Consider the following 25,142-nt stretch of genomic DNA (forward strand, 5'->3'; position numbering starts at 1 on the left):
CCATGACAGGTGAGTCTCAGTTTTGCAACTTGCCCTTATCCTCTGAACCTTCTTGCATCCTGAGGAGAAGTAAATTTAGCTCGAAGTCCTGCTATCGCTCTGATAGCAGGACTTCGAGCCTATGTATGGCAAGAAGGGTAAGGGCTAAGGGTTGCTAAGAGGATGTTTTAAGAGTCTAAATTCTTGTAGCCTTGGCAACTTAAGTCGCAGCTACAGAGACATTAGTGCAGCTGTACCCAACGGGTTATAGACTGCCGCCGCAGGTTGTAAAACCCTTGACTTTCGATAGTCCACGTTGGCAGACTTTGTTGATGTAGTCGCAGTTTTAACCGCCAGACCCTTTTCAATCAACCTTTAAGGCTAGATTTATTGACTTCCGCTGACCGGGAACCCTTATTTCTCTGTAAGAAGCACATGTGGAGCGGGTAAAAGACTCTTCCTTTTGCCAGACAACAACCTCCTACTCGCGATAGTCAGGTTCAAAGGATTACTTTGAGTATCTTATTCACATAACAAAAGGCGACAAGAACAGGGCATCAAGCTATCTCTCAATCTAATCATCCCTATGCAATGCGTTGAGTAAAATGCCTGTTCTGCCGACAACTTGAGAAAAAATTGACATTGTAATGGGATGGCTCAGTAAAAAGGTTTGCTTGGTTCGGTTACGTGCAAACTTACTTTGAAATACTGGAGTTAAAAGATGAACATTATTGCTTGGATCGTCTTGGGTTTAATTGCTGGTGCCATTGCTAAAGCTATTTATCCTGGTGCTCAGGGTGGTGGCATCTTATCGACAATGGTTCTAGGTATTATTGGTGCCTTTATAGGCGGTGCAGTTGTCAGCCTGTTAACAACTGGAACACTATCTCTTGCAGGTGCGAGTCTGGGTATTCCTGGTATTGTGGTTGCAGTGCTGGGTTCTATTATTGCTATCTTCCTGTACTACCAGCTTTCTAGACGCGCTTACTAAAAGGTTGGCTCTAGCTAGCTTTAGGACAGTCCAGAATAAGAGTTGATCAATCAAAAAGCCTCCGCATGTGCGGAGGCTTTTTGATTGATGCTTCAGAGCCGAAACGTAGAGAATTGGTTAATACTGTAAGAGAGTATGCATGATTACTTACATGCATTAGAAGTTGGCAAAGCAACAGCATGTAGAGACAAACAGAAGCAGAGAAAATAGTAGTCAGAGTATGGTTCAGGCAAAGATTCTTATTTGGTATCGTGCGGATTTGCGGCTGCATGACCATGAACCGTTACAGACAGCAGTAGCAGAAATGCAGGCAATGTCTGCACAAATTGTGCCCGTTTACTGCTTCGATCCGCGACAGTTTGGTCAGACGTCGTTTGGTTTTCCTAAGACGGGAGCCTTTCGTGCCCAGTTTTTGCTAGAAAGCGTTGCTGATTTGCGTCGATCGCTACGGGCGATCGGCAGCGATTTGGTAGTACGTCAGGGGTTACCAGAAGTCATCATCCCTCAACTCGTACAGCAATTGGGCATTACGGCGGTGTACTATCATCGCGAGATTACCTCCGAGGAGACAGCAGTTGAGACCACGCTTCAGCAGGCTCTCAACGCTTTAAGTGTCACGTTTACACCGTTTTGGGGGCACACGCTCTACCATCCTGATGATTTGCCCTTTGAGCTTTGCCAGCTCCCAGAATTATTTACCCACTTTCGCAAGCAGGTAGAGAAGCAGTCCACGGTCAACCCAGTGCTGCGCTCGCCGACTCAGTTACCTCCCCTACCAACAGTGGAACCAGGCGATTTGCCTCAACTGGCAGACTTAGGGTTAGCAGCACCCGCTCATGACGATCGTGCCGTTTTGGCATTTAAAGGCGGCGAAACGGCGGGACTGGCACGGTTACAGCACTACATCTGGCAACAGGACTGCCTGAAGGTCTACAAAGAGACACGCAACGGGATGTTGGGAGCAAACTACTCTTCCAAGTTTTCGCCCTGGCTATCCTTAGGCTGTTTATCGCCTCGCTACATCTACGAGCAGGTACAGCAATATGAAACCGAGCGAGTGCAAAACGACTCTACCTACTGGCTCGTGTTTGAGCTACTGTGGCGAGATTATTTTCGCTTTGTCTGCGCCAAGCATGGCGATCGCGTGTTTCGGCGCTCAGGCTTGCAAGGTATTGCGATCGCCTGGAAACAAGACTGGCAGCGCTTTGATCGTTGGCGTAACGGTACAACGGGCTTTCCCCTGATTGATGCCAATATGCAAGAGCTAGCAGCAACGGGCTTTATATCCAATCGTGGTCGGCAGAATGTGGCTAGCTTTCTCACCAAAAACCTGGGCATTGACTGGCGGATGGGTGCAGAATGGTTTGAATCATTGCTGCTTGATTACGACGTGTGCAGCAATTGGGGCAACTGGAACTACACCGCAGGTGTAGGCAACGATGCCCGTGGCTTTCGCTTTTTCAACATTCTTAAACAGTCTAAAGACTACGATCCTAATGGTGAGTATGTAAAACACTGGCTTCCAGCACTCATCAAAGTCCCTAATAGCAAGGTACATGAACCCTGGAAACTGCTGCCTGTGGAACAGCAACGCTTTGGCGTAAGGATTGGTGTCGATTATCCGCAGCCGCTAGTTGATCTGTTTAAGTCTGCAGCCGCTAATGAAACGCTTTACAATGCCGCTGTTAAAGCTGGGTAGCCTCAGTTCCTTCAAGCAGCGATCGATAGACATGAATTTTGCGTTCTTAGCTCAATCAGCTTCATGTTGCGAGCAATGATTTCAAGCACCCCAGGATTTCGTGAACAAGTTCAAGCTAACAAGCTAGTTTTCATGGATTCGCTGCAAGCTCTACAGTGTAAGCTGCAACACTCAATGTTCAGTTAAGTCATTTCCTAGAAATTGAACTGAGGTCAGGCTAAAAAACGAGGCATAAGATCAGTTGAAGATGGCTTCATTGACAGATTTTCAAGAATCGCGTCAAAATTGATACAGAATGACATTCTCTTAGTAGCCACATTGCATGACACTGGACTTTATCTCGATCGAGACGATTCAAGAAATTGCGCAGCAGTATGGCTATTGGGCAGTCTTTTCAGGCATCTTCCTAGAAAGCCTTGGGCTACCGATTCCTGGAGAGACGGTTACCATAGCGGGTGGCTTTTTAGCTGGTAACGATCAGTTGAACTATTGGATTGTGCTAGCAGATGCCTCACTAGGAGCGATCCTCGGTGGAAACGTGGGCTACTGGATTGGCAGACGTGGTGGTTGGCCGCTGCTCTTAAGCATTGGTCGTATATTTCGTATCCGGGAAGAACAGTTAGAATCGCTCAAGCGTCAGTTCGGAGAGAATGCGCCTCGGACGGTCTTTCTGGGTCGCTTTATCGCCCTGTTGCGAACGTTCGCTAGCCCGCTGGCTGGTATTGTGCAGATGCCTTACCTCCAGTTCACTGTTTACAACACGCTGGGGGCAGTTACCTGGGCATCAGTAGTTGTGAGCCTTTCTTACTTTGCAGGTCAATTTGTACCATTAGAGAGCATGGTTGCCTGGGCGGGTCAGTTTGCCTTTGTGATGCTGCTGATTGCGATCGCGTGGATTGCCATTCCGCTCTGGCTAGAATCTCGCAAAGTGAAAGAGGTCGTTGTCAGCAGTGATCCACAGCCAGATGATCAGCCTGCTAGTGGTATGTAGCCTGGACGCTACAGTAAGTGCCTCGTAGAAGCAGGGTAAAAGCACAATCGCTGGCACTGACCTAGCTAAACAAATTTACTGAAAGCTTGCCAAAGGGGTAGGGTTAGCGTTCAATGGCAGCAATCCCTTTTTGCTGACTTTTTTAGTATGTCTTTCCGTGCAACGATCGCTCAACTGAGCGACATCCTGGGTACAACACCAACTAACCCCGCAACTGCTGACTTAACGGCTCTCGCTGCAGGAATCACCACCGATACCCGATTACTTAAAGCCGGTGATGTCTTTCTGGCATTAAGGGGTGAGACGTTTGATGGTCATGCCTTTATTGAGCGGGCTACCGCGAAGGGAGCGATCGCGGCGATCGTGGATCAACGCTGGCATGATGATTCGGCAGCAAATAGTGACACTAGCGCCTTGCCACTGCTGCCTGTAGCAGATACCTTGCAGGCGTACCAGGCGATCGCGCACTGGTGGCGCAACCAGTTCACCATTCCCGTGGTTGCAGTTACAGGCTCCGTCGGCAAAACTACGACGAAAGAATTGATTGCAGCGGTGCTTTCGCAGCAGGGAACGGTTCTTAAAAGTCAGGCAAACTACAACAACGAGATTGGTGTGCCTAAGACTTTACTTGAACTGGGCGCAGAGCATACGTTTGCAGTCATTGAGATGGGAATGCGCGCTCGCGGAGAAATTGCGCTGCTGACCCAGATTGCACGTCCTGATGTTGCTGTCATTACTAACGTCGGGACGGCGCACATTGGTCGGTTGGGGTCTGAACTGGCGATCGCTCAGGCAAAGTGTGAGCTTTTAGCAGAAATGCCCAGCGACAGCATCGCCATTCTTAACCAGGATTTGCCGTTGTTGATGGAAACGGCTGCTACTGTCTGGCACGGCAAAACGCTAACCTATGGTTTAGACGGTGGCGAGCTGCATGGGCAGTTGACCGATCCCCAAACATTAGATGTAGCGGGCTGGGCATTGCCCCTACCCTTGCCCGGTCGCCATAATGCCTTGAACTATTTGGCAGCCCTGGCAGTAGCAAAAACATTAGGTGTTGATTGGGCACCCCTGGCACAAGGGATTGCTGTGACACTACCAGACGGGCGTGCCCAACGTTATGAGTTGCCCAACGATGTGGTGCTTCTAGATGAAACCTACAATGCTGGAGTGGAATCAATGCTGGCATCGCTACAGTTGCTAGCGCAAACGCCAGGAACCCGTCGGCTTGCTGTGCTGGGCACGATGAAGGAACTGGGGGAGCGATCGCCCGAATTCCATCATCGTATTGGTGTTGCGGCAAGAGAGCTTAAGCTCGATCGCCTGTTGATTTTGGCAGACGCAACCGAAGCAAATGCCATCGCAGCAGGGGCAGAGCCACTGTTGTCAGAATGTTTTTCGAGCCACGCCGCAGTCGTTGAACGTTTGCAAACACTGGTGCAACCTGGCGATCGCATCCTCTTTAAAGCCTCCCGTGCCGTTGGGCTTGATCAGGTCGTCAAGCAGTTTCGCGATCAGCACACTCAGCCGCAACATCCGCAGAACCCGCAGCATGAGCTTGATCAGGTCGTCAAGCAGTTTCGCGATCAGCACAAGTAGGCGCTAGATCTAAGAGTTGTTAAACCTCTTTCGTCTGGACACACTCGCAGCCTTTAGCCTCCCGCTCTTACATCAGCACCGAACTCGATCGGCAATGGTTCCGTCAGTTTTTGGTGTGTGTTTGCCAGGAGTGCTGCCAGATAGCGCTGAAGGCGATCACGTCCTTCTGGATTCAACCCGTAAAGCTGATTTCCTTCCCTAAGGAAAAGTGGTGTTAACAGGAGAAACTGATAGTCGGGATTCTGGCGGGACGACGCTGTAAGCAGGCTTGAGTTATCATTCGACGGCACCAGACCGATTGGCAGTTGTCCTTCTAACAAACTAAGGATTGGGCGCTGGCAAAAAGAGGTATTAATACCTTGGTTTTCTAGCAGTTGCAGAATGCGTCCCACAGAGAGTGGTTCATCGGGCAAGATCCGCATCAACTCATGCAGCAGAAAGTAATCACTGTACTGATGGCGCACGTCATCTAACACCTGTGGGTAATGCGGTAAGGTTGCCAAACCACGGGCAATGAGATGACCATCCATACCGTCTGGCTCTAGAGCTTGAATGAGGCGCGTGTTGGGGAGCTTTTGCTTCAGCCAGTGGGCGATCGCGGGGAGCGCTGTCGTACCTCCTGTGCAAATAACCTGCCGCACTGCCTGTACTGCGATACCGCTTTGATTCAGCAATACGTTCAGTTCTCGGTTCAACTGCTGAAGATACGGTGTGGCGACCCGACTGTGCAAGTCTTGCTGGCTCACCGTCCACTGCTGGTTGTTAAGCGTAAAAGTGGCAGAGTCTTGCTGCTGAAGAGCGAGTTTGAGCTGTCTAGCCGCATTCAGCAAACGAGTTCCTAATTCACTGCTGCGGAGCCGCTGCTGTAAGCGATCGCGGGCTTCTTGATCGGGTTCTCCAGGAAGCGGTAGATCCAGGCTTTGCAACGCTAGCTCATCCCAATGACTAGCAGAGGGGTAGAGGATTTGGCAGATGATATCCTGGTCGAGCGCATCACCGGCATAGGCTAGGCTGCGTAAATACAGCGCCTCACGGTTCAGTAAGGTGACATCGGTGGGCACATCAACCAGCAGCAGTTCAGTAGTAGTTGCGCCTGCACTTACAACCAGAGTGCCACCCTGTAACGATACCTCTGCCTTGTTAGAAAGCGGGAAGCCATTGAACTGGCGCTCTGGGGTAATTGGCTGGGGCAGAGTGGCAAGCAGTGCAGCGATCGCATCTTCAATGAAATAAATTTGTTCAGCGCGATCGACTAGCCCTGCTGTCAGCACCGCTTCTCGCACATTGAAGCAGTAAGTATCTGACCATCCGGTTAGGCAACCAACAACAACACTGCTCAGGTTGGCGAGTGCCGCTTGAAACGTTTCTACTGTCAACGTAGGTGCGATAACCCTTAAGCCCGCCGTTTTGCCCTGTAAAGTTTCAAGCAGCGCTACCAGCGCCTTGTGATACCAACGCAGCGCCAGTGTTTGTTGGTCAGACCACTGAAGTACAGGCTCCCAGGTCTGAGTCGGCTCATTCACGTAAGGCGTGGCAGCGTTCAAGTAGGGTTTAATGTTGCTTAACAGCAGACCAGACGGCATTTCTGCTTGGCTTAGGGTGCTGAGTGCTAACTCTAATGCCTGATAACCCAAAGCGTCAGGGGCTTCGGGTGCCTGCTGCAATTGTGAGGCAGACAGATAGGCGATCGCAGGCAGGCTAGCTAGAGGTTGCTCGGAGGTTTCTGTCTCTTGCCAGACGAGAGGATACGTTTGTCCTGTCTGGTAGTGCAACAAGACTGCTGAGAGGGCAGTCGTTCCGACATCAATACCGAGACACCACAGAGCATCTGGTCCAAAGGTAGCAGCAGCAATCGGAGGTTCAGCCGGAGGAACATCGGGTCGCTCGTGCGTTAACTCAGGTGATGCGGCTCGATCCGCTGTCTGCCAGGGCGGATTGACTAACTCATCCCCTTTTTTTTTTCGGGAGTCTCCGTGGTCGATTCTGTTGTGCCAGGTGCCGGTGGCAAGGGTGCCTGCGGATCATCAAACGAACCCATTAGGCTAGCAAATGCCTGCTCCAGTGCTGACGGCTCAGACGTTGCCGCTGGCTGCGAGGTTTGCAGTATAGCGGGCGGGTCGGCAACTGGTTGAGCTTCAGACGTTTCAGACGGCGTTTCAGCAAACAAATCACCCATTTGCTCTAGGGTGAAGGGCGCAGCAGATGATTCCAGGGCTGGCTCTGGCGATGCAGGCGTTTCAATAAACAAATCACCCATTTGCTCCAGAGTAAAGGGCGCAGCAGATGGCTCCGGCGAAACGGCTGGAGTTTCGGTCGATCGCTCATTAAGAAGGGGCTCTTCAGTCGGCACTTCCACAAACAAATCACCGATTTGCTCTAGAGTGAAGGGATCAGTTAAGGCAGGGCTTTCCGTCGGTAAAACGTTTGGAGCTGCGACCGTTGATGCGTCAGTCTCTGGCAGTTCTATAAACAGATCACCCACTTGCTCGAAGGTGAAAGCAGCAACAGGGTCAGCTTGGATCGGGGCTCCGGTTATGGCTTCAGACGGAACTGGCAGACTACCAGCACTTAAAACGGCTGGCGGCACATCAAGCGCTGGTGATTTAGCAGGCACTGGCGGCATATCAGCAAACAGTTCATCTACGCCTTCTAGCGTGAAGGGTAACGGTTGAGCTGCCTCAGGGAGCGTATTTACCACAGGCGTATCGGCAAACAAATCATCCACACCTTCCAACGTGAAAGCTGGTTCTGCGGCTGAAGCCGAGTCAATAGGCAAGGAGCCAGTGCTAGCCCCAGGCGCATCAGCAAACAAATCTTCCTCGCCCTCCAGCGTAAAGGCTTCTAGGGTGAAGGGTAGCTCTGCTGTTGAAGCCGAGTCAGCAGTAAAGGTCTGATCGGCAGTCGGAGCATCCCCAAAGAGGTCGTCCATCCCTTCCAACGTAAAAGACGCTGGCGATTCCATCGCGATCGGTGGCACTGGAGGCAAAATTGGACTAACGGGCGGTGCCACAGGCGTATTGGCGAACAAATCATCCATGCCCTCTAAAACGAAAGTGCCGGGCGGATCAGCAATGCTCGAGAGAGCCTCAGATTCAAGGGAGAAGGTGGCTGGGGGTGTAGCTGACGGTGTAGCAGAAAACTCATTTAGAGCAAAATCGTCCCGCACAACGTCGTTATAAGCCGACTCATCGACTGCAAAATCGTCTAGTAAACCATCGCTCCACTCGCTTACAGTGCTGGTGGCTTCAGTAGAGGGTGGAGCTGGCTCAGACGGCGCTACCGCATCTGAAAAGAGCGAAGAGGTGTTGGCATTAGAATCACTACTGAAAGACAGTGAAGATTCATTAATCACCTCCTCTAAGTTGAAAAGGTCTTCGCTCAGACGACTCAGCGTGTTTTCATCAAGCCATAGTTCTGAATCGAGTGCTTCAACCGGTTCAGCAAGCGACAGTAAATCTTCTTCAGGCGAGGCAGGGGTGTAGCGAGCGTCAGAGAGATAGCCTTCTGCCAAATCAGTAGGCGGAATCTGAGTCGAACTGCCCTCAGAAGACCGTCTAGAGCTAGCTGACGGAGTAACCAGAGGCTGCAGTGGCGCTGAAGCTGTAGAAGCAGCGGTGATCGTAGGTTCCAGAGGCTGTCCTTCAGCAGGCATATCTGAGCCGAACTCTGATTCCCCAAATAAGTCATCAAGGGAGCTAATCTCGTCCTCGCTTACATTTTCCAGCCTGGTAATATCCTCGCTTACCTTGTCTTGTTGATTAGGTGGTGTAAGAACCAACGGCGGAGCAACATTTGGATTAGCCTCTGCTGCCAATGGCTGGTTTTCACTAAAGAAGTCTGCCAATGTATCGGTTGAAAGGGACGACGGCGCATCGGATTGGAGAGAGGCGCGAGCATCTACCGCAAGATCCCAGCCGCTTAATAGATCATCATCAGTAGCAGGAGCCGTCGCAGGTTCAGATAACACGTCTGCACTACCCTCTGCTGCCATTGGCTGGCTCTCACCAAAGAAGTCTGCCAACGTATCGGTTGAAAGGGACGATGGCGCATCAGATTGAAGGGGGGCGCGAGCATCTACCGCATCGTCTACCGTAAGATCCCAGCCACTCAATAGATCATCAGTAGCGAGCGAATTATCGGTAGCGGGAGCGGTCGTAGATTCAGACAAAACGTCTGAGCTAGACGCTGCTGCCAATGGTTCACTCTCGCCAAAAAAGTCTGCCAACGTATCGGTTGAAAGGGACGGCGACGCATCGGATTGGAAGGGGGCACGATCGTCTACCACGAGATCCCAGCCGCTCAGTAGATCATCAGTAGCGGGTGGATTATCGGTAACGGGAGTGGTCGCAGGTTCAGACAAAGCGCTCTCAGCATCAGCGAAATCCCAGCCGTTCACTAGTTCGTCTTCTAGCAACGCTACCGGAATCTCTGGCTCCGCTGCTGGTGTATCCAAAGGTGCTACTGGCAACCAGCCTAACGTCGGATCAGACGCCGTAGAAGCAGATGGCACAGAGGGGACAGTGGGTTCAGCTAGAGTGTCAGCCGGAGCCTGGGCTTCAGCCGGAAGTGTAGAAATGGGTGAAACGTCTGATGGCTGAGCATCAAAGGGCTGAGTATCCGGCAGCGCGATCGCGGGTTCCAGCTCGATGGTAAATTCAGCAACTGGTTCAGCCGTTTGTTGAGACGAAACTTCAGTGGCACTGGAAGCAACTGAGCCGGATGCCTCTTCCGTTGATGCTGCGATCGCGTTAGTACCAAACAAACTCTCGTAGAACTCATCCAGTTCATCCCTGGCATCATCAGGAATGCTGACGGTTGAGGCATCTTCCGCTGAAGCCGTTGGGCTATTTAGCATCCGATCGATCTGAGCATCGGCATCAGCAACAGAGGACGGCTGCTCTTGGAGTTCAGAACTTAGCTGCTCCAGCAGTTTAAGCGCCGCATCAATATCAGCCGTGTCTTCCACAGTTGGCGCATTACTAGAAAGCGTCTCTGGAGCGGCAGGCACTACTGGTGACAAAAGGGGTTGGGGTGGCAGGTTGGTGCCGAGCAAATTTGCATCCAACTCCAGTAAAGCATTCACATCCTGAGCCGCTAACTGGCTAAGGTCAAAGCCTTCTAGATTTAAGGCAGCAAGCTCCACGTCAACGTCTGAAGCAACGTCAGACGGAGCACTAGCACCGCTGGCAGAACGCAGCCAAGAGTCGATCGCCGAATCCACCGATGGCACGGACACACTGGTAGACGAGACAGTGCTGACATCACCAAAGCTATCAGAGATTTCTGTACCAGGGAACGGTAGCGCAAAGGGCTGCAATGCCGCATCAGCATCAGGTTGACCAAACAGAGCCGGATTCACTGCTGGCGTAGGCGATTGCTGCTTTGATGAGGGGATGCTTGGCGATCGTCCAAGTGCCTGATCCGCCGCAGGCTGTAAGTAAGACGACGTTTCACGCCCAAGCTGCTGTGCCAGATGGCTGATCAGCGCCGAAAACATCACTTCGCCCTGCTGTCCCATGCTGTGCATTTTATCCAGTCCCTGAGACAGCGACTCCTGATATGCCTGCACATTGCGCTGGAGCGATTCAAACACAATGCTCAACGTCGAGTCGAGTCGGATCAACAGCTCATCGGATGAGGCTTGCGACACCTGTATATTGCCCAACCCTTGCGACGGCGCATCAGAAGTGGAGATGACCGAGGGTGCTGCCCCTGCTAAAGCCAGATTATTGGCGTAAGGCAAAGCCTGCTGGTTACTACTACCTAGTGTCTGCGCGACCTGCTGTGGCAAGGTTTCTTGCAGCCGACTCATCAACGCCTGCAAAAACTCTGCAATCAACTGCTGCTGCCCAGGCAACTGCCCTGCATAGCCTTGACGCTGTGCTTCAAGCTGGCGGATTTCCTGTGTCAACGCTTCTCGCTGCTGGCGCAAAACCTCCAAATCTTCCTGGAGCGGCTGCATCAGGTTAGAGCGCAAAGAACCCATTTCCTGAACGATCGCCTGTAACATCTGCTGGGCGTTCGCTTCATTCTGCCCATATGCCTGCTGCGCCGACTGAGACTCTGTCGGAGAATAGGACGGTGGCGCTTGGTAGTAAATGTCATGCGCCAGCAAATCTGGTCTGGCTTCTGCTTGTCCAAAGCCTTCACCCGCAAACTGTCGCCGCTGAAACGCTACAAGATAATTACGCACACGCTCAAGTACCTGGCGCTGTTGCGTGATTTCTCCAGAGACAACCCACGGAAGACGAGGCGTTGTCTTTTGGAGGACACCGTCAATATCGGTAATCAGCGCTTGAATTTGATCCTTCTGAGAAGTCACAATGTAACCCCTGACGAGTACTAAGCAGAAGCAGCCCAGAAAATGACTACCACATCTAATATAGTGAAGCTTCCTAAAACAGCTTCACTGAGCTTTGACAAAGCTTATAAGAATGCGGTTTGAGCAGTTGTATCGATCGCCCTGAAAACCAGACTGAGGAGCGGTTAGCGCATTACCTTGTCTAAGTTAAGGTCTCAGAGACAGCCTTAACGTTTAGCAACTTGAGAATAAACAGCTTGAGAAGACATAGCAGTAATAAGGACTAACTGCTTTCTTCTTGATGATTCTCAGTTTCAGCAAGGAGGCTATGCCGCCTTCATCGAAAAGCAGTTTGTGCTAACACGTTACCTCCTTTCCAAGAAATGGCGATCGCTAACGAACACCACATCTGGACAAAGTAAAGTGTACGTCAGGAAATTGTAAAGAGTGACAAATTCCCCAAAATCCTAGCCCTAGAACTTAAACCAAAGCAGTGGATAGTAGGTATCCAACAGCAGACCGGCAACCTGATACTTTCGACGGCGAAGAGGCAATGCAGCCACAATCACTAGGCAATCATAACTAAGTCAGAAGTGCTTTAGGGTATTATGACTATGGTTTCTGTGCATCTAGTCTCAGTATATCTGCCCTTCAAGGGTATGTTCTGGTCACTTTCCTGCTTTCTAGCAACATGAAATTAAGGCACGAATCTAGCAGCTAAGAGCCTACCTGCTAGGGGTTTGATAAAGACACTTGGTCATTTTAGAGCTTGATAGTTGGTAAGAAGAGAACGTTGAAGCACGAAAGTTTAGTGTTTACAGCAAGCAGCCAGCTACTTCGTTTCCAAGATTATCAACCAGATTTTCACCCTTGCACTATCATTTACCCTGAATCGAGCATTATGACGTGGCAGCCACATGGAAGATCGGTACAGTCCTAGAGATACGCACGCCAATATATCGATTCGTTCGGCTCCTTTTTTTGAAGGGCTACCGGAAGCTGCCGTTGACAAAGCCACTGCACACGTTGTCATGCGGAGCCATCCAGCTAATCAGGTCATTCTGCTGGAGAATGACTGGGGTAGCTCGGTATACTTTATCCTGAATGGCTGGGTGAAGATTCGCACTTACAACCTTGATGGCAAAGAAATAACGCTTAATATCTTGGGCAAAGGCGAGTTGTTTGGTGAAATGGCACCCCTAGACGAAGTGCCACGATCGACCGATGTGATCACCCTCGCACAAACTGTTATTGGCAATATGCCCGCGCAAGATTTTGTCAACCTACTGCATACAGAGCCGCAATCTGGCATTCGGCTAGCACAACTCATGGCGCGTCGCCTGCGTCAGGTCAATCGTCGGTTGCGGTTACGTGAATCTGATAGCACCTCACGAGTGGCAGACATTCTTTTGTTTCTGGCAGATGGTCAGGGCAAGAAAGTTTCAACGGGCACTGAAATCCCCAATCTGCCCCACCGTGAACTGAGTAGCCTCAGCGGTCTAGCACGGGAGACAGTGACACGTGTGTTGAGCAAGCTAGAGAAGAAGGGACTGATCATGCGCGATCGCGACACCCTCACCATTCCCGACCCGCACGCTCTGGAACGATTGATGATTTAGTGTCTTAACACCTATCTAAGGCGTCCGTCGGCATTGCTAAAGCAAAAAGCGATCGAGGGCCGCCTTTAATTCTTCAATCTCCGTTTCGATGTTGCCTTCTTTGGCAGCTCGACCGATACACTCCGTCAAGTGTTCGTCCAGAATGATGCGAGCAACACGATCGATCGCTCCACGTACAGCCGCCACCTGCACCAGCACATCAGGACAAGGACGGCTTTCCTGTACCATCATTTTGATGCCTCGAATATGCCCTTCAATGCGAGACAAGCGATTGACAACACGCTTGAGCGATTCATCACTATGCACATGAGGGTGAGTAGAAGCGTCATGCTCATGGCTGTGGAGGTGGGGTTCTTCCAAGCGATTGCTTTCTCGGTTCTGGGGGCGTTCAGAAGTTGCCATTGAAGTTGGCTTATCCACTATATGTACTCCTGATTCTAGCCCAGGTTAAAGCTTGGTCCGTATGATAGCTACAGTTTAGAGTTTAGCCTGTCAAAATAGGTGAAGAAACAAAACAGCTACATTTGATACCTGTAGGTCGGTGCTATGAGATTCTCAACTTCCCGCTTGTTACGCCCATTTTTTGTGGATGTTCTGGTGATCATACTCATGGTTGCTTTGGCGCTGCCCATCTTGCCAGCTCAGGCAAGTACCTTGTCGCCATCCGTCGCCGCGATTAAACCAGAACAGATACCAGAAGCCGCTGGCAAGGGTAGCTTTGTAGCAAAGGCAGTGAACCTGGTAGGACCAGCCGTCGTCCGTATTGATACAGAGCGAACGGTGACTCGCCGCAGCAGCCCCGACCCCATGCTAGAAGACCCCTTCTTTCGTCGCTTTTTTGGTGAAGATGGCTTCCCCCAAGCGCCTCGTGAAGAACATCTGCGGGGACAAGGATCGGGCTTCATTATTGACCGTAGCGGGGTTATTTTAACCAATTCCCATGTGGTGAATGGTGCTGACAAAGTAACAGTCACACTAAAAGATGGACGAATCTTTGAAGGCAAGGTGCGCGGTGCCGATGCCGTCACAGATCTGGCAGTTGTAAAAATCGACGGTGGCAGTCTACCTGTTGCCTCGCTCGGCAATTCTGACCAGATTCAAGTAGGCGATTGGGCGATCGCTGTTGGCAATCCCTTAGGTTTAGACAACACCGTCACGCTGGGCATTGTCAGCACGCTTAAGCGCTCAAGCGCTCAAGTTGGGATTCCTGATAAGCGCCTAGACTTTATTCAAACAGACGCTGCGATTAATCCTGGGAACTCCGGTGGTCCCTTAGTCAACGATCAGGGTGAAGTGATTGGCATCAACACTGCCATCCGAGCCGATGCAATGGGTATTGGTTTTGCTATCCCCATTAACAAAGCGAAGGCAATTAAAGACCAACTGGCAAAGGGTGAGCGCATTATCCACCCCTACCTGGGTGTGCAAATGACCCTGCTGACCCCGGAACTTGCCAGACAGAACAACAGTGATCCCAATTCTGCCTTTGTAGTGCCAGAGGTCAACGGCGTTATCGTCGTGCGGGTGTTGCCCAATACACCTGCCGCTAAAGCAGGGTTACGGCGTGGGGATGTGATCACTCAGATTGACGAGCAGGCAATCACGACAGCAGAACAGCTACAGACGATCGTGGAAAACAGCCGCTTGGGTCAAACGTTACAGGTTAAAGTGCTGCGCGGTGACATCACCAAACAGTTGCCTGTACAAACGGCTGAGTTGAAAGATGCAGCCTAGCTCTTAACGTTCAGCGTTCAGCTATCAGCTTTGAATCCTACGCTGATAGCTGGCGGCTGAGACAAGGCATTGGACATTGAAAAATTAGCGAACAGCTAATGCCTAAATCCTTTCTGCTAATTGCCCCTGCTTGACCGAAAAAATCTGTGAAGAATACAGCCATTGTGCGTCAAAAGAACCGAGGTGCGTCGTTGTAATCAGTGTCTGGTAACGATCTTGAATCGTTTCGAGAAGCTGGTTTTGGCGGCTGAGGTCAAGTTCTGCTAGCACATCGTCAAGCAGCAGCAGGGGCGGTTCGCCAATGACTTCTTCAATCAGCTTGAGCTCAGCAAGTTTCAGCGCCAGCACTAAAGTACGCTGTTGTCCTTGAGAACCGTATTGCCGTGCTGAGGTTTCGTTGATGGTGAAGGCAACTTCATCGCGGTGGGGTCCGACTAGCGTCGTGTTTTGGTACTGCTCGGCGATCGCCCGTTCTTGAATTTTTGCCAGAAATGCCTGCTGAATTAAGGCTGGCTCATCTTGCTCTAACGCCACGTTGGGCGCATAGTTAATGGTCAACTCTTCTGTACTACCGCTGATTTCACGATGCCAGCGCTGTGCCAGTGGAGCCAGTCGCTGCAAAACCCTGGCACGCCGCCGAATTACTCGCGTACCAGTTGCGGCAAGCTGAGCATCCCAAAGGGCAAGTTCGTCTTGGGGAGGTTGGTTGTCAGGTGCTGGGGATGGGTTACTAGGTTGAATCTCGAGTGCCAGGTTTGAGTCAAATTGCTGTTCTGGTTGTCCTGCTTGCTGACCATTAAACGTTGAGCGCTGCTTGCTTTTCAGCAACGCATTGCGCTGTCGCAGCACCTGATTGTACTGCTGCAAGATGTGAGCATAAACAGGTTCTAGCTGAATTAACAGACCATCCAGCCAGTTGCGTCGCTGTTCCGGACCACCACGAACCAGATCGAGATCCAGGCTCGAAAACTGAACCATGTTCACAATGCCCAGAAAATCAAGTTGCCGTCGTACCGTTTCGCTATTAATGGCAACAGTACGACGGCTGTTAAGGCGCAGGGTAAACGCGAGGTCGATCGAGCCAACATCTCGTTCTAGCTGTGCCGCGACTTGAGCACTCGATTTGCCTGTGTAGATGAGGTCGCGATCGCGAGACGTCCGGTGCGATCGCAACGTTGAGAGTAACTCCACCGACTCCAGCAAGTTAGATTTGCCCTGGGCGTTATTGCCTAAAAGGATAGTTTTAGGCGCATCAAACTCTACTGTCTGATCCAGGTAATTGCGAAACTGGCGAAGGTGAAGCCTTTTGAGGTACATGGGTAGAGTAATGAGTTACGAATTAAGAGTTTTGAGTTAAAGATGCAATTCAAAACTCTCTAGCGTAGCGGCGCAAAGCGCTACTCAAAACTCAAAATTTGCTACTTCTTCGTCTTGGCATACCACCGAAACACGAGCTTCTCTAACTCCACCCACACAAACATCAGTACGCTGACACCCAGGCAAACACCGAGTTCAAAACCACTTAAGTAATGTGTGTTGAAGAAGCTACGTAGAAAGGGGACATAGACCAATGCTAGCTGCAACAGTGAAGTTACAACCACCGCTCCTAACAAAAAGGGATTAGTCAACGGATTGAGTTCAATCGTCAGGCGCGTATTCGAACGAATTGCCAGAGCATGACCCATTTGGGCAATACAGAGTGTGGTAAAAACCATCGTTTTCCAGCGATCGCCACTCGGATCTTCAGCCGTAGGATTGGCGTGTGTATAGCCATAAGCCCATGACATCAGCGCGATCGCCAGGATAGCCAACACAATCCCAATCCGAATCATGTAAGCGCCTAGCCCACGCGCAAAAATGCTCTCGCCCGGATCGTGGGGTGGACGCCTCATCACATCAGGCTCTGCCGGTTCGACTGCCAATGCCAGCGCCGGTAAACCATCTGTCACTAGATTCATCCAGAGGATCTGCAAGGGCGATAGCGGTACACCACCGAGACCAAGAAGCGGTGCGGCTGCGATCGTGAGCAGTTCACCAATGTTGCTACCTAGAATGTATTTGATGAAGCGGCGAATGTTGGTGTAGACGACGCGCCCCTCTTCGGTGGCCGCGACGATCGTGGCAAAGTTGTCATCCAGCAGCACCATATCGCTGGCATCTTTGCTCACATCCGTACCGGTAATGCCCATCGCAATACCAATATCGGCTTGCTTAAGAGCTGGCGCATCGTTTACGCCATCACCTGTCATGGCTACGACGTGCCCCTTGCGTTGCAGCACTTGCACAATCCGCAGCTTATGCTCAGGGGCGACACGGGCATAGACGCTCACATCTTCCACCTCATTCGCCAACTCTTCCAGACTAAGATGCTCTAATTGGTTGCCAGTAAGGGCACGATCGCCTGGTTTAGCAATACCTAGATCTTCTGCTACAGCTTGTGCCGTCAGTTGGTGATCACCAGTAATCATGACAGGGCGAATCCCTGCAGAGCGACAACGAGCAACGGCATCACGCACTTCTGGACGGGGAGCGTCCAGCATGGCTACCAGTCCCAGCCAAACCAATTCACGCTCTGAGACTTCATCAGACCCCTCAGGCGGAATGGCAGTTAACGGCTTGCAGGCAAAACCCAAAACACGCAGCCCACGCCCTGCCATCTGGTTATTCTGTTCCAGAACTTTGCGGCGCTGCTCCTCGGCGATCGGCTGTGCCGCATCACCCACCTGAATCTGTGTACAACGCTCTAGAATCAGCTCAGGAGAGCCTTTTGTGAACATGATGTAGTGTGAGCCGTCGCCAGTGAGGGTAGGATCAGTGTCCAACACTTCGACGATCGCGCTCATACGTTTGCGCTCAGAAGAAAAGGGAAACTCAGCGACGCGTGGCAGTTTGCTCGCCCATTGATCTTTTTCAAACCCTGCCTTGCCTGCTAAGGTCAGCAATGCCCCTTCAGTAGGGTCGCCCAAAATAATCCATGAGCCTTTCTCTTCCTGCAAAACAGCATCGTTACAGACTGTGCAGGCAGTCAGCAGATTCAATAGTTCTGGTTGCTCTTGCGGATCAACTGTGGCAGCGTTGGTTTCAACGGGCGCGAACGCACCAGTAGGGCTGTAGCCATCCCCGGTGACGCTGAGAGAGGTGCTGCTGGTGTGGAGCAGCTGCACGACCATTTTATTTTGCGTCAGCGTCCCTGTTTTATCAGAACAGATGGTGGTGACCGAGCCAAGGGTTTCAACGGCAGGCAGCTTACGAATCAGCGCTTGTCGTTTGACCATCCGCTGCGTTCCCAACGCTAGCGTGACTGTAATAACGGCTGGCAAACCTTCGGGAACGATCGCTACTGCCATACTGAGCGATACTTCCAGATACTCTTTGCCGACGTCACTCAGCGCCACTTCCAGCAAGTTCTTTCCACTTTGCCAGGTGGCATAACCAATGCCGCCAAGGACTACAAGGGCAACTAAAAGCAACGCACCCGTTACCAGTACTTTGCTGAGGAGTGCCATGCGCTTTTGTAACGGTGTGGCTTCCGCCTCTACAGACTGCAACATGGTGGCGATACGCCCTAACTCAGTCTGCATACCTGTGCCAGTAACAATGGCTGTTGCTCGACCCTGTAGTACTTCCGTGCCCTGGTACACCAGATTGATGCGATCGCCCAGCGGCGTTTCTGCTGGCAATTCCGTCTCGACGCGCTTACTGACTGCTTGCGCCTCACCCGTTAACGCCGACTCCCGAATTTGCAAGTTGGAAGCTTCTATCAAGCGACCATCGGCTGCCACTTGTACGCCCGCCTCCAAGAGCATGACATCGCCAGGAACCAACTCTTTCGAGTCTACTTCGATCGTCTTGCCATTCCGAATCACCCGCACCCTTGACGATGCCAGTTTCTTCAAAGCTGCCAGGTCTTTTTCTGCCTTGCTCTCCTGAAAGTAGCCCAGCAATCCATTTAAGATGACGATCGCAATAATGGCGATCGTGTCCTTGAAGGGAATTTCGCCCGGACTAAGCTTACCGGCTCGCCAATCAAAGAAATCTAGCACTCCAGAAATCAGTGCCACTGCAATCAGCAGCAGCAGCATGATGTTGGTGAATTGGTCTAATAAGATCTCCCAAGTGCTACGTCCACCCGCTTCAATCAGTTCATTGGTGCCGTATTGCTCCAATTGGGCGGTCACTTGCTGAGAAGTCAAGCCAGACTGGCGATCGGTTTGAAATTGTTCTAAAGTCTGCCGCACACCAAGAGTATGCCAGGTTAATGCGGGGCCGGGTGAAGAGGATTTAACAGTCATAGTGAATGGCAGAGAATGCTATAACACCTACAGCACTTGATCATAGTGCCTAAAGCAAATTATCGGCACTATTAAATAGTGTGAAGCGATCATACACCACCTAAACCCTTTCTCACGCCCCCTTTTTTCTTCACAATGGTTGTGAATCCGTTTACGCCAAAAATGCTCCTTGGCAGACAAAGGGAGTTGCAACAGGTCAGTCAAATTTTGGCTACAGATGGTGATTTGCTGCTTGCAGGAGTACCAGGCAGCGGTCGGCAGACGCTGCTGCGTCATGCAGCCCAAATCGTTGGAGCTAGAGTAATTGAGATTGACTGTTTGCGTGCGACCGATAGTAATCGGTTTCTTCAACTGCTAGCCGAAGGTGTTGCCGTAGCATTCCAGGCAGCAGCCGATCAAGAACTGCTGCAACAGTGGAGCCAAAAGCAACCCATTATTTTAGAGACACTCTCTAGTGGGCAAGCACGGCTTGTTTGGCATTCTGCGCCCAAGGATGAATGGCTACTGTTTCAAAGTCTGCTGGCACTGCCACAAGCAATGGCAGAAGGGCTTGGCTGCCGCGTGGTGCTTGTTTTTCTCAACTTTGCCCATATTCGTTCCTGGGATCGGTCAGGCAAGTGGCAGCGCTACTTACGGCAAGAAATTCAGCAGCAGACACAGGTGAGTTACGCCCTCATAGCTACTGTGGCAGAGAGCTGGGTGCAAGACAGCAACGTACAGGTTGTCTTCCTGGGTCCCCTTGAGGATGCAGCCTTGCGCCCTTGGATTGTGGCAGCAATGGCAACCGAAGGGCTACAGTTTGAACCTGAAAGTGAGGCACTGGAACTGTTTTTGACCGTTGTTCAGGGGCATGTGGGAGACGCGATCGCCCTTGCACGTCGTCTTTGGCTCGATCACAATATGTTTGAGAATGGGCGCACTTCAGCAGCGGCTTCTAGCACTGACCAGCCAGCCTCAAAACAGCTCAAAGCACACACAGTTTATCCTCATCATGTTTACCGCAGCACGCTAGCACTGGTGGAAGACTTATCCTTGACCTTTGAATCACTCATTTTGCTGCTACCGCCTAGTCAGGTACGGGTGCTTGAGAGTTTAGCGCTTGATCCCACAGACAGCCCACACTCACGGGAGTATATTCAGAAACACAAGCTGTCGAGAGGTGGTGGACTTCAGGGTGCTTTAGCTAGCCTGGAACAAAAAGGTCTCGTTTACGGACCAGATTACGGTTATCGCATCACGATGCCGTTACTTGCCTTTTGGCTTAAACATCATCTTTCCTAAAGGCATAGACTGTAGCGCTACTAAAAACTGAAACGCCGTGTACGACTTTCTCAAAAAGCCTGTAACGCCACCTCGCGGCACCAGAAACCAGCACTCCACTGCGTTGATATTACAGCGCGAGTGTTCTAATTCTGCAATGGTACGAGTGTCCTCTTCAACCCACTTCTAAGGATTTGTGAGGTATGAGTGCGGGAAGTGCTATCACTGACACTCCAAGCATCTAGAGCGTTTTTCACAACCGCTTGTCATCAGAGCTTTATAAAGCGTTCGACTTTAACCTACGTAAAGAAAAATTAACATCACCTTCAAGAAGATCTGTAAACCTACGTAGCTATGTAAAGCATCTGATAAGTTGTTTTAGTTCACGGTTGTCATCAGCTTCGACTGTGTTGTTTAGTCTACATAGCAACATGCATCCCCCCTAAGGGTGATACCACTGGAAGCCCAGCAGCTACAACCGTTTATCAATCAGGATTCAGGGGCAATACTAACCGAAATTGAGGAGGCAGCATCAACTGTAGAGCACAGCCAACGACCCAGGATAGCAGTGCTATAGGCTACATCGTTTACGCACAGCATTCCGCAACTAAATAGTTTGTAACTAAATAGATAAGTAAGCATCTAGTCTCAGAACCTTCGTGTTGCCTGTGTTTCCCCTGAGCGCTGACTGCTGCTGTAATGATTACTCTGCCGTAATCAGTGCTTCAAGTAGTAGACGGCTCAGGCTTTGACTATTTTCGCAAAGAAGTTGTTTAATCCAGAAAGGAATTATGTTGAATCTGAAGCCCTCTAGTGACTCTGATCGACGCACTCTTAATTTTTTGGAGAAAAATCCGTCTCTCTCCCAATGCTTGCTCGACGACTGTGGTCCAAATCTTAGTCAAGTCGCAACCATTATTGAACCTGTTCTAAATGCTTCTAGCCGTTGTGAAGTTAGTTCTTTCTATATTCAGGCGGTCAGTACGGGTCGTACCGCTTTTTTAACTACTAATCTACCGGACGATCGTGCAACCCAGGTAACATCAGTCGGTGCAAGCTGGTTGATTGGTCGCAACAGTACATGTGCTATTTCCATTAAAAGCTCATCCATTTCTCGCTGCCATGCGGTGATTGGGCATTGTCCCGATCGCGGCTTTTACATTATGGACGTAGGCAGTAGCAATGGTACATTCCTCAACGGTCGACGCTTGCCTGCGTTAGAACAACGGCTTCTAAACGATGGCGATTTAGTGGAGTTGAGCTATACCCGCTTTGAGTTCTTTATCTCTGGGGTTGGGGTACATAAACCGATTTGCCAGGAGACACAGGTGGGATAGATACAGGCAGTTGTTATCGAGAGGCAGTAGGGTAAGGGCTAAAAAGCCACCGACGGCCTCTCTTCTAACTTTTTGCCTGGGCTTCTTGATACATCATTTCTTGAAAATGAATAATGTCCTGACGAGGATCAGCGTGGCTAACCTTAAGCTCAAGGCGATCGCCCGGAGTGACAGGTCGGGTAAAACGCATCGGTAGCTCCATACCCAGATCTTCTAGCAGCACCAGCCCAAGATTTTCATGTTCCCTTAGCCAACGCAGCATGAGGGCATCCCAAATTTCATCCGCATTGCGCCGTAGAAACTCAAGCCCCCAATAGCGGTTGGTCTGACGTTCCACGAGAACGGCTTCGTAGGCAGCAGAACTAATGCTAAGGATTAGCTCCTTTACAGCTTCGGCTGAGAAGGGAAGGGGGGCACCACGAAGATGCGCCTTAATCTGAAAATGCGATAGCAGATCGCTATAGCGTCGGATGGGTGACGTAACTTGAGTATACGTATCTAATCCTAAGCTGGCATGTCGAGCTGGAGTAATACTTAGTTCACTACGGGGCATACATCGCCGAATCGCGCACGAGCGCACCGGACCCGATGGCAGTTGCAGCAACTCTTCTTCAGACGGTAATTCTGGCTGTGGTTGGTTGCGGAAAGGGATGGGCAAGTTATGTGCCTGACCATAACGAGCAGCAACCTCACCAGCGAGAATCATCATCTCGGCTACCAACTGGCGTGCCATCGAATCGTTCAATACCTGAATCGTAATTTCGTCGTTATAGACTTTAATGGACGACTCTGGCATATGAATGCTGATCGCACCTTGTGACTGCCGCCAGGCTTGGCGGCGTTTTGCCCACCGTGCGATCGCCTCTAATTCTGACTCCGCTTGTACACCAAGCTCCAGCATTTCATCCACATCATCATAGGTAAGGCGATACGTTGCCTTAATGAGACTGGCATAAATGCTATAGTCCTGCACTGCGCCTTCTGAACTCAAAATAACGCTAAAACTTAGCGCGCAGCAAACCTGCCCCTGCACCAAGCTCATCGGTCCAGTGGCTAGCTCTGCCGGAAACATTGAAATCATGCCGGTCGGCAGGTACAGCGTTGTGATGCGGCGACGGGCTTCTAAATCTAGTTCATCACCAGGTAGCAGCCAGCGAGTTGGGTCGGCAATGTGAATCCACAACCGCTGCACACCATCTTCGAGATATTCCAGACTGAGACCATCATCGATCTCAAGTGTGCTTTCATCATCAATGGTATAGACCTTGAGATGAGTTAAATCCAGACGATCGGCGTTGAGGTCAGGCGGCGGAGAGGTCAAACAATGATGTGCCACATCCAATACCCTGGGAGGAAAATGAACTGGAATCTGGCTACGCCGCAACGCCAAGTTCTCGTGGGCACTCCACAGCCCCATCTCGACCAGTAATTGAAACGCAGCCTGAGATGTCTCAGATCGCTTCAAGTGTAACAAGGTTTCCAAAGCGGGTGCGCGGTGGGTCGCTTCTTCACCAAACGTAGCAAAGCGCTCAAGGGCATCAAGACGAGGGCGATCGCTAGGCTGCCATTCGACAGGCTTTCCTGCTAAAGACTCTTCTACCCGTGCTAAAAAGCTCTGCCATTCCTGCTGCCGTTGCGCCTCCATTTCTAACTGATGCTTCAGCTCTGACACCTGAGCTTGAGGGCGAGGCTCATAGCGATCTCCTTTCAGCTTGAAGTAGAGCTTATCTTCACTCAGCAAACAATGGGCAGCATAGCTCAGAGGTGGTGCTTGATCCGAGAAGAGCAACAGTGCCATCTTCGCAGGATCAGCGGCTTCACCGTCTTCAGCCAGAAGTTCCCAGGCAATTTCCAGGTTAGACGGGTCTAGATAAGGCTGAATTGCCTTTAAGAAAGGAGTAATATCTGTTGGCTTATAGGTCCCCCCTACTTCGTAAGTGATTTGGCGGGGGTGAAGCGTGTGTGACTGACCGCGATCGTCAGTTGCAATCCAGTGTTTTTTGCCTTCTGGACGCTCTACAACAGCAAGGCGACGCTCACTGCCAAGCCGAAATTCAACAAGGGTGCCCTTCTCCATCAAAGTATGGGGGTATACGGTTAAAACTGGGTACAGGATGCAGGCGAAGAGAATGAGACAAAATCTTCAAGCCGCCGAAGCTAAACCTTAAAAGACCTGAACCCTATACCCTATGCTTTAACCTACCCTTCCTGGTTCACGAAGGGCAATAAGGCGATAATGCGGGCACGCTTAATAGACTGTGTAAGCGCACGCTGCTGTTTAGCAGTCAAACCCGTGATCCGGCGTGGCAAAATCTTACCGCGCTCGGTAATAAATTTGCGAAGCAGATCAACGTCTTTGTAATCAATGGGATCTTCGGGCTTAACGGGCGAAACCCGGCGACGGAAGTAAGTCATGGTAGTTGATCGGTAGTCAGTGGTCAGTAAATTACAGGGTTAGTAAGGGTCAGCGTCATAATAATTCGGACTGCCGACTAGACGCTATTGATAGCGACTTACTTGATCTCTTTGTGAACCTTATGTCCATTGCAATGAGGACAGAACTTGTTTAGCTCAATCCGTGCAGTGGTATTGCGACGATTTTTGGTAGATGTGTAGCGGGAGACCCCCGGCGATCGCTTGTCGGGGTTGGTGCGACACTCGGTACATTCCAGCGTAATTACAATGCGAACACCTTTACCCTTAGCCATAATCCTACAAATCAGTGAAGAGGGACGAAATATACACAAACATCCATTATTTCACACGATCGCTCACTTGAGCAAACATCTTTTTAAGCTTGATGTCGAGTGAGTAGCCCCGGCTGGTCTGAATCACTACAGTGCGGGCAATGCGATCGTGCCATGCCTGCCGAAAGTCGTTATCCAGGAATGCCAAACCACAATCCACCAGCAACGGGATCGGCGCGATCAAAATTAAGCCATTGGTGGGGCTGAGATTCACAATACTAAGCAACAGTAACAGGCTACCGCCGCCCGTCAGTGCTTCTCGTTTAGTTAGCTCAACCAAACCTGGCAAAGCCCGATACTTCGGGTCAAGCACTTTCATGTCTAGCGCCCACCGTCCTAAACTTTGCCCCTGGTTTTTGACAACAAGAATGACTCGTAGCCCATACCAGCTCAAGATAAAGAGAGGAATAACAGCGCTGGCTCCACCCAGAATACTTAATAGAGATGCTGTGCCAAAGTCGATCGCAAACGCTGCCAGCCGGCGATCGTTTGGCACCCTGGGGAAGCGTAGGGGCGACCCTAAATCATTACTCATAGCAAAGCCAAAGGGTACTCACTCTATTGTAGGCGTGAAGTTTTAGCCTCTAGCAAGAGCC

The 25,142-nt window shown here is 50.8% G+C and carries 17 protein-coding genes; 8 read left to right on the forward strand and 9 right to left on the reverse strand.

What is annotated here, in order from left to right; all coding sequences use genetic code 11:
* The first annotated feature begins 700 nt into the window (after window positions 1-700).
* The 4 genes from H6F86_RS28105 (at window position 701) to murF (ending at window position 5,256) form a co-directional block, all read left to right on the forward strand.
* Window positions 701-970, forward strand: a complete 270-nt coding sequence (locus tag H6F86_RS28105) for a GlsB/YeaQ/YmgE family stress response membrane protein (RefSeq protein ID WP_190453717.1) — start codon at window positions 701-703, stop codon at window positions 968-970.
* Window positions 971-1,190: 220 nt separating this feature from the next.
* Window positions 1,191-2,669 carry a DASH family cryptochrome gene (locus H6F86_RS28110; RefSeq protein ID WP_190453720.1) on the forward strand — a complete coding sequence of 493 codons (1,479 nt, stop codon included), beginning with the start codon at window positions 1,191-1,193 and terminating at the stop codon, window positions 2,667-2,669.
* A 322-nt stretch (window positions 2,670-2,991) separates the two neighbouring features.
* Window positions 2,992-3,660: a DedA family protein gene (locus H6F86_RS28115; RefSeq protein ID WP_190453723.1), complete on the forward strand. Its 669-nt coding sequence runs from the start codon at window positions 2,992-2,994 to the stop codon at window positions 3,658-3,660.
* Window positions 3,661-3,807: 147 nt separating this feature from the next.
* The gene (gene murF, locus H6F86_RS28120) at window positions 3,808-5,256 is read left to right on the forward strand and encodes a UDP-N-acetylmuramoyl-tripeptide--D-alanyl-D-alanine ligase (protein WP_190453726.1); all 1,449 of its coding nucleotides are present in this window, start codon (window positions 3,808-3,810) and stop codon (window positions 5,254-5,256) included.
* A gap of 53 nt (window positions 5,257-5,309) precedes the next feature.
* Here murF and H6F86_RS28125 read toward each other — a convergent pair whose 3' ends face one another.
* Both H6F86_RS28125 and H6F86_RS28130 read right to left on the reverse strand, forming a co-directional pair.
* Entirely contained in the window at window positions 5,310-7,031 is a 1,722-nt protein-coding gene (locus tag H6F86_RS28125) for a hypothetical protein (protein WP_190453732.1), read from the reverse strand.
* A gap of 164 nt (window positions 7,032-7,195) precedes the next feature.
* On the reverse strand, window positions 7,196-11,578 hold the full coding sequence (locus H6F86_RS28130) for a hypothetical protein (protein WP_190453735.1): 4,383 nt from the start codon (window positions 11,576-11,578) through the stop codon (window positions 7,196-7,198).
* A gap of 896 nt (window positions 11,579-12,474) precedes the next feature.
* Here H6F86_RS28130 and H6F86_RS28135 point away from each other — a divergent pair.
* Window positions 12,475-13,176 carry a Crp/Fnr family transcriptional regulator gene (locus H6F86_RS28135; RefSeq protein ID WP_190453738.1) on the forward strand — a complete coding sequence of 234 codons (702 nt, stop codon included), beginning with the start codon at window positions 12,475-12,477 and terminating at the stop codon, window positions 13,174-13,176.
* A 36-nt stretch (window positions 13,177-13,212) separates the two neighbouring features.
* Here the strand turns inward: H6F86_RS28135 and H6F86_RS28140 are convergent, their stop codons facing one another.
* On the reverse strand, window positions 13,213-13,578 hold the full coding sequence (locus H6F86_RS28140; protein ID WP_190453741.1) for a metal-sensitive transcriptional regulator: 366 nt from the start codon (window positions 13,576-13,578) through the stop codon (window positions 13,213-13,215).
* A gap of 144 nt (window positions 13,579-13,722) precedes the next feature.
* Here H6F86_RS28140 and H6F86_RS28145 point away from each other — a divergent pair, with 144 nt between their 5' ends.
* Window positions 13,723-14,910 carry an HhoA/HhoB/HtrA family serine endopeptidase gene (locus tag H6F86_RS28145; protein WP_190453745.1) on the forward strand — a complete coding sequence of 396 codons (1,188 nt, stop codon included), beginning with the start codon at window positions 13,723-13,725 and terminating at the stop codon, window positions 14,908-14,910.
* A 102-nt stretch (window positions 14,911-15,012) separates the two neighbouring features.
* Here H6F86_RS28145 and recF read toward each other — a convergent pair whose 3' ends face one another.
* Together recF and H6F86_RS28155 are read right to left on the reverse strand one after the other, a co-directional pair.
* Window positions 15,013-16,227 carry a DNA replication/repair protein RecF gene (gene recF / locus H6F86_RS28150; RefSeq protein WP_190453748.1) on the reverse strand — a complete coding sequence of 405 codons (1,215 nt, stop codon included), beginning with the start codon at window positions 16,225-16,227 and terminating at the stop codon, window positions 15,013-15,015.
* 101 nt (window positions 16,228-16,328) lie between these two features.
* Window positions 16,329-19,202, reverse strand: coding sequence for a cation-transporting P-type ATPase (locus tag H6F86_RS28155; RefSeq protein ID WP_190453752.1), 2,874 nt, complete (start codon window positions 19,200-19,202; stop codon window positions 16,329-16,331).
* Between the two features lie 135 nt (window positions 19,203-19,337).
* Between H6F86_RS28155 and H6F86_RS28160 the strand changes: the two genes are divergently transcribed.
* Both H6F86_RS28160 and H6F86_RS28165 read left to right on the forward strand, forming a co-directional pair.
* The gene (locus H6F86_RS28160) at window positions 19,338-20,483 is read left to right on the forward strand and encodes an ATP-binding protein (RefSeq protein ID WP_190453755.1); all 1,146 of its coding nucleotides are present in this window, start codon (window positions 19,338-19,340) and stop codon (window positions 20,481-20,483) included.
* Between the two features lie 770 nt (window positions 20,484-21,253).
* Window positions 21,254-21,799, forward strand: coding sequence for an FHA domain-containing protein (locus H6F86_RS28165; protein WP_190453758.1), 546 nt, complete (start codon window positions 21,254-21,256; stop codon window positions 21,797-21,799).
* Window positions 21,800-21,863: 64 nt separating this feature from the next.
* Here H6F86_RS28165 and H6F86_RS28170 read toward each other — a convergent pair whose 3' ends face one another.
* The 4 genes from H6F86_RS28170 to H6F86_RS28185 all read right to left on the reverse strand — a co-directional run bounded on the left by H6F86_RS28170 (window position 21,864) and on the right by H6F86_RS28185 (window position 25,081).
* Window positions 21,864-23,876, reverse strand: coding sequence for a ribonuclease R family protein (locus H6F86_RS28170; RefSeq protein ID WP_190453761.1), 2,013 nt, complete (start codon window positions 23,874-23,876; stop codon window positions 21,864-21,866).
* A 122-nt stretch (window positions 23,877-23,998) separates the two neighbouring features.
* The gene (gene rpsR, locus H6F86_RS28175; RefSeq protein WP_190453764.1) at window positions 23,999-24,214 is read right to left on the reverse strand and encodes a 30S ribosomal protein S18; all 216 of its coding nucleotides are present in this window, start codon (window positions 24,212-24,214) and stop codon (window positions 23,999-24,001) included.
* A gap of 98 nt (window positions 24,215-24,312) precedes the next feature.
* Window positions 24,313-24,507 (reverse strand): 50S ribosomal protein L33, encoded by a 195-nt coding sequence (gene rpmG, locus H6F86_RS28180; RefSeq protein WP_190453767.1) that lies wholly within the window; start codon window positions 24,505-24,507, stop codon window positions 24,313-24,315.
* A 46-nt stretch (window positions 24,508-24,553) separates the two neighbouring features.
* Complete coding sequence (locus H6F86_RS28185; RefSeq protein ID WP_190453770.1) at window positions 24,554-25,081, reverse strand: RDD family protein; 528 nt, start codon at window positions 25,079-25,081, stop codon at window positions 24,554-24,556.
* Window positions 25,082-25,142 lie beyond the last annotated feature (61 nt).

Origin of the sequence: Phormidium sp. FACHB-592 (assembly GCF_014695795.1) — a bacterium.
Classification (GTDB): domain Bacteria; phylum Cyanobacteriota; class Cyanobacteriia; order Leptolyngbyales; family Leptolyngbyaceae; genus Stenomitos.

What these genes read in the sequence shown, in the direction of transcription:
- H6F86_RS28105 (WP_190453717.1), top strand. Translation starts at nt 701, where the DNA reads ATGAACATTATTGCTTGGATCGTCTTGGGTTTAATTGCTGGTGCCATT.
- H6F86_RS28110 (WP_190453720.1), top strand. Translation starts at nt 1,191, where the DNA reads ATGGTTCAGGCAAAGATTCTTATTTGGTATCGTGCGGATTTGCGGCTG.
- H6F86_RS28115 (WP_190453723.1), top strand. Translation starts at nt 2,992, where the DNA reads ATGACACTGGACTTTATCTCGATCGAGACGATTCAAGAAATTGCGCAG.
- murF (WP_190453726.1), top strand. Translation starts at nt 3,808, where the DNA reads ATGTCTTTCCGTGCAACGATCGCTCAACTGAGCGACATCCTGGGTACA.
- H6F86_RS28135 (WP_190453738.1), top strand. Translation starts at nt 12,475, where the DNA reads ATGGAAGATCGGTACAGTCCTAGAGATACGCACGCCAATATATCGATT.
- H6F86_RS28140 (WP_190453741.1), bottom strand. Translation starts at nt 13,578, where the DNA reads ATGGCAACTTCTGAACGCCCCCAGAACCGAGAAAGCAATCGCTTGGAA.
- H6F86_RS28145 (WP_190453745.1), top strand. Translation starts at nt 13,723, where the DNA reads ATGAGATTCTCAACTTCCCGCTTGTTACGCCCATTTTTTGTGGATGTT.
- recF (WP_190453748.1), bottom strand. Translation starts at nt 16,227, where the DNA reads ATGTACCTCAAAAGGCTTCACCTTCGCCAGTTTCGCAATTACCTGGAT.
- H6F86_RS28155 (WP_190453752.1), bottom strand. Translation starts at nt 19,202, where the DNA reads ATGACTGTTAAATCCTCTTCACCCGGCCCCGCATTAACCTGGCATACT.
- H6F86_RS28160 (WP_190453755.1), top strand. Translation starts at nt 19,338, where the DNA reads ATGGTTGTGAATCCGTTTACGCCAAAAATGCTCCTTGGCAGACAAAGG.
- H6F86_RS28165 (WP_190453758.1), top strand. Translation starts at nt 21,254, where the DNA reads ATGTTGAATCTGAAGCCCTCTAGTGACTCTGATCGACGCACTCTTAAT.
- H6F86_RS28170 (WP_190453761.1), bottom strand. Translation starts at nt 23,876, where the DNA reads ATGGAGAAGGGCACCCTTGTTGAATTTCGGCTTGGCAGTGAGCGTCGC.
- rpsR (WP_190453764.1), bottom strand. Translation starts at nt 24,214, where the DNA reads ATGACTTACTTCCGTCGCCGGGTTTCGCCCGTTAAGCCCGAAGATCCC.
- rpmG (WP_190453767.1), bottom strand. Translation starts at nt 24,507, where the DNA reads ATGGCTAAGGGTAAAGGTGTTCGCATTGTAATTACGCTGGAATGTACC.
- H6F86_RS28185 (WP_190453770.1), bottom strand. Translation starts at nt 25,081, where the DNA reads ATGAGTAATGATTTAGGGTCGCCCCTACGCTTCCCCAGGGTGCCAAAC.